This window comes from Nonomuraea turkmeniaca, from assembly GCF_005889735.1.
GTDB classification, from domain to species: domain Bacteria; phylum Actinomycetota; class Actinomycetes; order Streptosporangiales; family Streptosporangiaceae; genus Nonomuraea; species Nonomuraea turkmeniaca.
The window spans coordinates 36,599-44,685 of record NZ_VCKY01000065.1; the positions used below are offsets into that span (position 1 = coordinate 36,599).

The window sequence follows — 8,087 nt, forward strand, 5'->3', positions numbered from 1 at the left end:
AGACAAAGGAGCTTAGCTTCCTGCGTAGGTGATGTTCGGCCGGGGCGGCTTGGTCATGCCGGCCCCGAGGAAGTAGTCGACGTGGTGGGACTGCATGTACCCCTTGAGGGTCATGGCATTGCGGTAGGCGGGGTTGTGGGCGAGGGTGTACAACCTGGTGCTCGACGGCACGTTGGTGGTGAAGATGATCAGTTCGTTGTAGGCCGCGTTGGTGTACACGACCTCCTCGCGCCAGTCGCCGAGGATGTCGCCGACGAAGGCGGGGTTCGGGCCGCTCGCGTTGACCGCGCCGTAGTTCCAGGTGCTGACCAGCCGGGGCACGCTGCCGGTCGTGGTCGGGCTGTTCGGGTTCCACTTCTCGATCTTGCCGTCGTTGAGCAGCTCCATGGTGACGTCGCCGTCCCACCACAGGCCCAGGTGCGGCCACGGCCGCAGTGACGTGTTCGGCTCGGCGAGCCGGTTGCCGGGGGCGTTGTAGAGACCGGAGAAGGACCAGACCTCCATGCCGGGGAAGCGCGGGTCGATGTCGCCGGCCATGCCGCGGCCCACGTCGGCCGTGCCGGATTCGACGTGCTTCCAGATCATGGAGCCGTTGGCGGCGTCGTAGTAGTACTCGCGCAGGCCGCTGGGGTTGACCTGCTGCACGCCGTATCCCTGCAGGCCGGGACGGTTCGGGTCCATCTTCGCGATGTGGAAGCGGTCGCCGTGGATGATGCCCTGGGGCGCCAGCGAGTACCGCAAGGTGCCGTTGCCGTTGAGCACGAACCCGATCTCGGCGACCTCGTCCGTCCCGTCGCCGTTGACGTCGATGATGCGGGTGTTGTGCCCGTCGGGCATGTCCTGGTTGCCGCGCAGCCACTTCCACTGCTGGGTCAGCGCGGTCCCGGTGAACTTCCAGGCGGTCATCATGAGGTTGAAGTCGCCGCTGCCGATACGGTTCTTCATGTACGCGACGAGGCTCGGCGTCGCGCCGTCGAGATATCCGACGCCGAAGCGCGCGTACATCGGGCCGTCGGCCAGGTAGTCGGTCGGCACCGGAGCCGTGGCCCGGGGCGCCCCGGTCGCGCCGTCGAGGATGGCGATGAACTGGCGGTTGTTGTCGCTGTTGGTGAACCTGGTCCCGTTGCCGAAGGTGACGCCGTTGGCGATGCGGACCGCGACCTCGGCGCGGCCGTCGCTGTTGAGATCGTGGACGGTGACGCCGTCATTGTGGCCCACGTCGATGGTGGACGAGCCGCCCTCGATGTTGTCCTGGTTGGTGCTGTTCGGTCCCATGTCGACCTGCCAGAGGAACTGCCCATTGCTCCGGTAGGCCTCGATCTTCTGCGGGGACGTCTGCCGGTCGAGCACATAGTCGTACTCGCCGTCGCCGTCGAGGTCGCCCACCCAGACGAACTTCACCGGGCCGCCGGCCCGCAGCGGCAGGCGGACCACCGGCTCGGTGGCGTGGTTGGCGGTCAGCGTAAACGCCCTGCTCGGCGCCTGCTCCACGCCGCCGGCCACGGGCCGCACGTAATAGCTGTTGGCCCTGGTCAGGTCGGCCGTGGAGTCCACGTAGTTGGTGCCGCCGGTCAGCACGCTCGTGTTGAGCTTGACGTACGAGCCGCCGGCGGTGGACCGGTAGACGTTGAAGCCGATGCCGTCCGGGTCGAGGCCCAGCAGCCGCCAGGTCACCAGGACGCTGGTGCTGCTGGAGCGCACGGCCACGACCCCGCGGCCGAGGTTCTCCATCACCCGCGGACCCGCGAGGGCCGACGCGGTGGACGTGGAGCCGGCCACCAGTGCCGTGCTGACGGCCAGGACCGCCGAGGCGATGACAGCCGCTTTGCGTAAGGCGCGCATGTTCTCCTCCTTGGATGTGCCGGATTACGCGGGAAGGTGGTCGCCCACGAGGGCGAGGCACTGGATGGCGGCCAGGCCGTACTGCGAGGAGGCGTTGGTCGAGGCGAAGGCGGTCTCGTCGACCGGCTTGAGCACCTTCGAGCCCGCCACGCGCACCGCCTTGAACTCCAGGGTCTTGGGGTATCCGGCGTGGCCGGTGTCGAACTCCTTCCACGCCCGCGCGGCCAGGGTCGCGTCGCCGAGCTTGGCGGCGGCGTAGGCGGTGAGCCGGGAGTGGGCCTGGCGCAGGTTCAGGTTGCCCCACGACTGCCCGGTCTCCGCCTGCTGCTGGGCGGCGGTGCCGTTGTAGAGGCGGCAGTACTGCAGCCACGCCTTGGTGAACGCCTCGTCACCGGTCAGGTGGATGATCTCGCTGCAGACCTCGACCAGCCCGAACACCGAGCCGAGCGAGCCGACGCTGACGGCCGGCTCGGTGGGCTTGAAGGTGCCGTCGTCGAGGTCGTACAGGCCGCCGCCGCGCGCGAAGCCGTTGGGCATCGCCGCGATCGTGCGCATGCTGTTCAGGAGCTTCTCCTTGGCGATCGGGTCGCCGCCGCGCTCCCACTCGGTCAGCCAGGCCAGGGCGAGGCCGCTCCAGTCGGTCCCGGTGCCGACGGAAAGGGCGTGCGGGTCCGGCTCGTACGGGCCCGTGCGGATCTTGCGGATGGGGTCCAGGACCAGGAACGACTTGTCGGAGTCCACGAGATCGTGCATCAGGTCGCCGATGCGCTCGTCGGCGGTGAGGAAGTACAGGAATCGCCGGTAGCCGGCGGTGCTGATGCGCAGCTGCTTGGCGCTGTCGGCCCAGTGCTGCACGCCGTGCCGGGTTCCCAGGTCCCGCCATTTGCCGAGGTGGTAGACGTCGACCTCGCCGGTGTGCCGGGTCATCGCCTCGGCGAAGCGGAACGCCTCGGCCTTCCCGGTGCGCAGGTAGTGGTACCAGAGCCACAGGTCGGGCGACAGCTCGGAGTTGGCCCAGGCGTAGCCGCCGACGTCGTAACGCCAGACGTGCCGGTCGGGGTCGTAGCTGTGCATGATGTCGCCGTAGTCCCAGAAGCCGTACCAGGACCTCTGCTCGACCTGCTCGCTGTGGAAGTCGAACAGGAAGTCCAGGCGGTCCTCGATGCGGGCCTTGGCGGGGGTCGAGCGGTCGACCGGCGACCAGTCGCCGAAGACCTTGGCCGCGTGCATGTGCGCGGGCGGTGCGACGACGAGCGGCGGCGTCTGCACGGCCTGGGCCAGCTCCGCCACCTTCTCGGCGGCCGGGGTGGCCTCCAGCGCCCAGAACATCAGCTCCGTCGTGCGCGCGATGCCGTACGGGGTGCCGAAGCCCGGCTCGTAGTCCTCGTACGTGATCTCCAGGCCCTCGAGCTGCTCGGCGTAGGTGTCCTGGCCCATCCCGTCGTGGTAGAAGCGCAGGTCCATGGGCCCGGCGTCGGGCGACCACAACCACACGGTGATCTCGGCGTTGTCGCCCGCCGCGCCACGGATGTCGAGCTGGCTGGGGTGCAGCTGCCAGAAGTTGCGCATGCCGAAGGCGAAGCCGCCGGTGGGACCGCCGACGTACCCGAGCCCGCCGGCGCGGCCACCGGCGTCGACCGGGATCCAGCCGTGCCCGCTCTTGGTGCGCTTGCGGATCTGGAAGCCGTCGGCGGTGAGCTGGCGCAGCGAGTAGTCGCCGAAGGCGGGGATGAGGTGCAGCCGCGAGCTGACCCGGGTGTCCCAGGTCGCCACCGGCGGGGTGGCCTGCCCGGCGACCTGCGCCTGGCGGACCGCGGCGCCCGGGTCGCGGCGCAGGCCGGTGATGCCGCGCACCGCCTCGGCCAGGACGCCGTCGCCCGTTCCGGCGAAGCGCACGTGCCGGTTGTACAGCTCGTCGCGCATCGGCACCTTGAACCGGATGCCGAGACCGCGGATGAAGTCCTCCTTCTCGTCGCCGTCGTAGACGAAGCTGTGCACGGCGCGGATGCCGTCGCTGCCGGCGTAGAAGTACAGGCGCACGGTGAACGGCAGCCAGGACCGGTTGCCGTGCCGGTGCGCGCCGTCGATCCTGACCACCGCGCGGACCGGGCCGGACTGCTCGACCGTCACCTTCTCCGTCCGGCCGGTGAACCTCTCCTTCTTCACCGAGCCGCCCTCGTCGTCGCCGGGGTCAGTCTGTCGCAGGCAGACGAGCTCGCCGTCGCGGGCGATCTCACGGTCGCCGCGCAGGATGGCGCTCACCAGCCGGTCGCCCTTCTTCGGGATCAGGCACCGGATGACGCCGGTGCTCACCTCGACCTGGTCGTCGCCGTCCTTGACCGTCACGGCCGCCGCGGGCGCGGCCGGTTGTCCTGCGGTGAGCACGTACTGCTCGGCCGGGGCGACCTCGGCGCCGATGGCGTGAGCGGTCCACTTGAGCGACCCGTCCGGCCAGTACGCGGTGGCCCACGTCTGCACGGGCACCTGCTGCCCCGCGGCGGTGCGCAACGCGAAGGCCTGGTCCTTGGGCACGGTGCCCTTCGGCCACGGCACGCCCCACGTGGACCCCGCGGCGAGTTGCCGGGGCGCGCCGCCTTCCAGCCACCGGAGCTGGACGCCGTCGTCAAGCGCGCCGCTCGCCGTGACCGGCTGCGCGGCCTCGGCACGCGCCGGTCCCGCGGTCCAGCCGACCTGCCCGGCGGCGCCGACCGCCGCCGCGCTCAAGAGAAGGTTTCGTCGGGACATCATCGCCATGGGGGGGCTCCACTCGGTAGGCGTAACAGCGATGAAACGGCGAGTTGTTAAACCGTTTACTAAGAGCAGATCGCAGCATGAGCTGCAATGGCTGTCAAGGGCCCTCTGCAACCATGGGATGCGTTTGCATGGCCGACCTGCGACAAACCCTGGTGTGCGCGCCGCCCACCCGTCTGGCCTGCGGGCATGCGAGCGGTGATTTGACACTCCTGCGGCGAGGCGGAACCATCGTATGAAAGCGGTTTACCAGCGTGTTGCAGCGCCAGGGGGAGGTAGGATGGCCCGGCGTGCTGCGTCCGGCGACGAGGGGCGGCGGCCGACGACGATCCGCGACGTGGCCGCGCACGCGGGCGTGTCCGTCGCGACGGTCTCCCGGATCCTGTCCGGCACCTACCCCAGCGCACCCGCGACCCGCAGCAAGGTCATGCGCGCGGTCCGGGAGCTCGACTACGTGGCCAACGCCAACGCACGCGGGCTGGCCGGCGCGAGCAGCCGCAGCGTCGCCATCATCGTCAACTCCGTCGTCTCCCCCCACTACGCCCACGTCGCCCAGGGCGTCCAGGCCCAGGCCGCGCTCGAAGGCAAGCTGTGCATCGTCGGCACCACCGGCGGCGACTCCGAGCGCGAGCTCGCCACCGTGCAGCTCATGCGCCAGGAGCACGCCGAATGCGTGATCCTCGTCGGCAACGTCGTCAACGACGAGGCCTACCGCGAGCGCATGGCCGAATACGCCCGCGCGCTGGCGCTCGCCGGCTCGCAGCTCGTCCTGTGCGGGCGCCCGCCGCTGGGCCCCGGCGTGCCCGCCCTCGTCGTCGAGTACGACAACACCGGCGGCGCCTACGCCATCACCAGCCACCTGCTGTCGGCAGGCCACCGGCGCATCCTGTTCCTCGGCCGGCGCGACGGCTACACCACCCCGGAGAGCCGCGTCGCCGGCTACCGCAAGGCCCTGGCCGACCACCGCGTGCCGCACGATCCCGGCCTGGAGGTCGAGGGCACGATGGAGCGGCTCGAGGGCTACCGCATGGTCCGCCAGCGGCTGGCCGCCGGGCCCCGCGACTTCACGGCCATCTTCGCCGGCAACGACCTCATCGCGGCCGGCGCCCGGCAGGCGCTGCGGGAACACGGGCTGCGCGTTCCCGACGACGTCTCCATGGTCGGCTTCGACGACCTGCCCCCGGCCGCCGACATCGACCTCACCACCGTGCACGTGCCGCACGAGGAGCTGGGCCGCACCGCCGTACGCCTGGCGCTCGGACGGGGGCAGGATCAGGCGGGCATCCAGGCGGGCATGGCCGAGCACGTCCTGCTCGGCACCCACATCATCGTCCGCGACTCGGTCCGCCCGCTCAGGAACCAGGCACCATAGGGGCATGGACGAGCTTGTCGTTGAGATCCACGTTCCCCTCGTCGCGGATCCACGGGTGCCCGAAGACGACTACGCCTTTCCGTGGATCGAGGTGATCGACGAGTTCGTCTTCGAAAGGGAGCAGCAGGGCGAGGCGGAGGTCTTCGACGACAGTGAGGAGTTCGGGGACGTCTATGTCTTCTTCATCAGCGGGGCCGACGAAGACACGCTCCTGAGCATCGCGTCCCGCGCGGCCGTTCTCGACGGAGTGCCCGTCGGCGCGTACGCCATGGTCACGCATGACGAGGCGGGCTCGTTCGGATTGGGGCGGCGGGTGGACCTCCCGTTGCCTCGAGAACGGGACTGAGCGGCACCGCCCTCGGCGGAGTCCTGCACCGCCAGTCGGCTCCAAGCCGCCCACAAGAGCCGTCCACCACCATTTCCGGCTGTGAACGGAAATATCAGGAAAAGGTTTACGAAGATCGCCGCGACCGCGGCGGTGGTGATGGCGGTCGCGCTGCCCGTGTCACCGGCGGCGGCCGAGGTGGCGCCCGATGAGCGACCCGATGTGCCCGTCGGCACCTGGCTGGCCGCTCGCACGCAGCCCGCGGTCCAGCTGACCAGCTTCACCTACACCGGCACGGTCGCCGTGCCGACCAGCACGATCAACGAGACCGCGTTCGCCCAGCTCGTCCAGCAGGCCACGGCGACCGTGCAGTCCGGCAAGATCGCCTCAGACGAGCGCAGCATCGCCAAGTGGCTGTTCCAGCGGATCGCGGCCGACGTGGACACCTACCTCACCTCGACCACCCCGGAGCGTACGGTCGACGCCGAGGTCGGCGGACTGTGCACCGGCTGGTGGGTCACCCCCGACGGCTACATGGTCACCGGCGCGCACTGCGTCCAGGTGGGCGAGACCGAGCTCAGCCGGCTGTTCGCGCAGCAGGCGCTGAAGAAGTTCAACGAGCAGGACGCCAAGGAGATCATCAACGGCCTGCAGGGCATCGAGGCCGACGAGGAGATCGTCAAGCTCGCCCAGCAGATCTACGTGACGTTCAACACCGACCACATGAAGATCCGCAACCTGCAGCAGAGCCTGTCGGTCGTGCAGAGCCTGCCCGGCGGCGGCGTGGACAAGACGGCCAAGCCGGTCCCCGCCGAACTGGTGTCGGTGGGCGAGAGCTACCCCGGCAAGGACTTCGCGCTGCTCAAGGTCAACGGGCAGCAGAACCTGCCGACCGTGCCGCTGGGCGAGGACGCCGACGTGCGGACCGGCGACACGCTGTACATCAGCGGCTTCCCTGGCTTGGTCACGAACACCCCGTTCTTCAGCCTGGAGTCCAAGCTGGAGCCGGCGCTGACCGAGGGCCCGTACAACGCCAAACGCACCACGCAGACCGGTGTGCCGTACATCCAGACCCAGGCGCCCTCCTACAAGGGCAACTCCGGTGGCCCGGTGTTCAGCAAGGACGGCAAGGTCATCGGCATGCTGATCGCCGGCACGGTCAGCGAGGGCGGCGAGGCGTCGGAGAACGAGAGCTTCGTCCTGCCCGTGGGCATCATCAAGGAGAAACTGGGCGAGAAGAACATCAAGCCCGCCCAGGCCATCACGACGACCCGGTACAACGAGGCGCTCAACGACTTCTTCCGGCACCACTACTCGGCCGCGCTGCCGAAGTTCCGCGAGGTCCAGGCGCTCTTCCCGAACCACCCGTACGTGGCCAAATACCTCAGCGACACGCAGCAGGCCATCTCCGCGGGCAAGGACGAGACGCCCAAGTCGATCCTGGTGTGGGTGCTCATCGGGGCCGGCGTGCTGGTCGCGATCGTGATCACCCTCATCCTGGTCAAGGTCCTCCGTGGGCGCCGCCGCCCCGAGCCGTCCTTCGCCCCGCCGCCGTACGGCGCGGTGCCCCCGCCTCAGTGGCGGCAACTCCCGGCGAGCCAGGCCCAGGTGTCGCCTCCGGTGCAGGGCGCGTACGGGCAGGGCCACGGCGCCGGCGGCCACGAAGCCGCACCGTGCAGGTCGCCTTCGACGCGGCCTACGCCACGCCGGCCGAGGACGAGTTCTGGCAGAGCCCGCCCGCCGACCCCGGCGGGCCGGAGAACCTCTTCCACGACCCCGTCTACGACCGCGGCGCGA

5 protein-coding genes are annotated in these 8,087 nt (G+C 69.8%); 3 read left to right on the forward strand and 2 right to left on the reverse strand.

Annotated elements, in window-relative coordinates:
- Positions 1-12: 12 nt before the first annotated feature.
- Both ETD86_RS20520 and ETD86_RS20525 read right to left on the reverse strand, forming a co-directional pair.
- Positions 13-1,842, reverse strand: coding sequence for a rhamnogalacturonan lyase family protein (locus ETD86_RS20520; RefSeq protein WP_170223177.1), 1,830 nt, complete (start codon positions 1,840-1,842; stop codon positions 13-15).
- 24 nt (positions 1,843-1,866) lie between these two features.
- Complete coding sequence (locus ETD86_RS20525; protein WP_138667766.1) at positions 1,867-4,596, reverse strand: exo-rhamnogalacturonan lyase family protein; 2,730 nt, start codon at positions 4,594-4,596, stop codon at positions 1,867-1,869.
- Between the two features lie 277 nt (positions 4,597-4,873).
- Between ETD86_RS20525 and ETD86_RS20530 the strand changes: the two genes are divergently transcribed.
- The 3 genes from ETD86_RS20530 to ETD86_RS20540 form a co-directional block, all read left to right on the forward strand.
- Entirely contained in the window at positions 4,874-5,965 is a 1,092-nt protein-coding gene (locus tag ETD86_RS20530; RefSeq protein WP_138667767.1) for a LacI family DNA-binding transcriptional regulator, read from the forward strand.
- A 4-nt stretch (positions 5,966-5,969) separates the two neighbouring features.
- Positions 5,970-6,311 (forward strand): hypothetical protein, encoded by a 342-nt coding sequence (locus tag ETD86_RS20535; RefSeq protein WP_138667768.1) that lies wholly within the window; start codon positions 5,970-5,972, stop codon positions 6,309-6,311.
- 81 nt (positions 6,312-6,392) lie between these two features.
- On the forward strand, positions 6,393-8,087 hold a 1,695-nt coding region (locus ETD86_RS20540; protein WP_246148036.1), incomplete at its 3' end, for a S1 family peptidase.